The sequence below is a fragment of the Xenorhabdus sp. SGI240 genome (genome assembly GCF_040081915.1).
In the GTDB taxonomy this organism is placed as follows: Bacteria; Pseudomonadota; Gammaproteobacteria; order Enterobacterales; family Enterobacteriaceae; genus Xenorhabdus; species Xenorhabdus bakwenae.
Map to the genome: position 1 here is coordinate 1 of NZ_JBEBMB010000149.1, position 1,363 is coordinate 1,363.

The following is a 1,363-nucleotide window of genomic DNA, read 5'->3' on the forward strand; positions in this document are numbered from 1 at the left end:
GCCGAGCCGGACACAGTTGAGACTGTGCCTTGTGAATAGTACATAGTGTGTTCCTGAGAGGTTAGAAGTAATCGTCGAAGTTAATCGCGTAGATGTCGTAGTCGATGGGTTTGTAGCTAAAGTTATTCACCTGAACATAGTTAAATTCCATACGCCCAGCCTCACTAATAGAAATTGCATTCCCTGAGAATACAAAACCCGAATCTGCAAATCGCCATGAGTTCCCGCCGACATTTTTGACCAGTTTCGCCAGCTGGTTAACCTGTACCATTGGTTTTGTAATGGTCTTAGTTGTACCACGCCCATTTCTCACCGGTATCATTTCACCCGTAAAAAAGGGGGCATAATAGGAGGAATAGGTTATTTGTCCTGATACGTTGTAAATTGCGACACCCCATTCAGGCTGTTGCAACGGAAATCCGCTGGAGAAAATGACGACATGCACCTCACAGGCAACATCATTATTTACAATGACTTTATCGTGCGTCATGCCTATCGCTGCCCCGGCAGTATCTGTCCGGGCAAATACCAGACACTGCGTCCTGTTGGGAATAGTATCCGGCACCCGCCACTGCCCGTTTTTTCCCAGCGTGAATTTCCCACGATAGACGCAATAGCCTAACCGATTCTGGTCTGCAATCGTCGATATCCCATTCATGCCCGCCAGTTGGATACCAAATGAACCTGTATTCTTAGGGTAGCCGCAAACCTGAATATAGAAGTGTCTGTCATCATCATCGGAATAAGGCATAAACACGTCGATTAAGGCCCCCAGCACGGTTTGATGTCCGATAGGAATATCACTGTATTCAAAATGCAGGTATTCTCCCTCCATTCTGATATTCTCAATCCTGAGATCAATAATGGCAGAAATCATTTCCCGCTGCCCGACCATGACAGTTTTTGTCGGTATCAGGACGATGTTAAAATCCCGCGCCTCAGGTATATGGCGTGTCTGCCGCCATCCGTATTTACGGTAATCGTCGTATAACGCCACCGACACTGTTTGTATCAGGCTTAATGTCTGCGCCCGATCTGAATCCAGATGGTACGGTTTACCCCCGTCACCGGGATGTATCATCATGCCCCAACTCATATTTTTCCTACCTTAACCCGCATTGTTCCGCTGCTATCCCAAACCGTTAGTCCGGTATGATCTAATGCTACCCGCGCCCCGCTTGCCGAGCTTCGCATTTCAAACGCCCCACTTTTTGGCAAATTCCAACCACCGGAAGGCCAGTTATCTGAGCGCATCCCATCAGCGATTTTTATCATTGTGATGGAGGCATCTTTAATTTTCGCCCCGTCAATGACCGCTGTACCAAGAAAGGCTTCCTTGATAAAAACCTGACCATTCTTAATC

The 1,363-nt window shown here is 47.2% G+C and carries 2 protein-coding genes; both read right to left on the minus strand.

Annotated features, from left to right (window positions below; genetic code table 11):
- Positions 1-61: 61 nt before the first annotated feature.
- Positions 62-1,084 (minus strand): DUF6453 family protein, encoded by a 1,023-nt coding sequence (locus ABLA76_RS17750; protein WP_348988918.1) that lies wholly within the window; start codon positions 1,082-1,084, stop codon positions 62-64.
- An 8-nt stretch (positions 1,085-1,092) separates the two neighbouring features.
- Positions 1,093-1,363, minus strand: a 271-nt coding sequence (locus ABLA76_RS17755) for a hypothetical protein (protein ID WP_348988919.1), incomplete at its 5' end; no start/stop codon positions are given.

Bases quoted from the DNA above. Each gene is read 5' to 3' on its own strand.
- ABLA76_RS17750 (WP_348988918.1), bottom strand. From the start codon at position 1,084: ATGATGATACATCCCGGTGACGGGGGTAAACCGTACCATCTGGATTCA.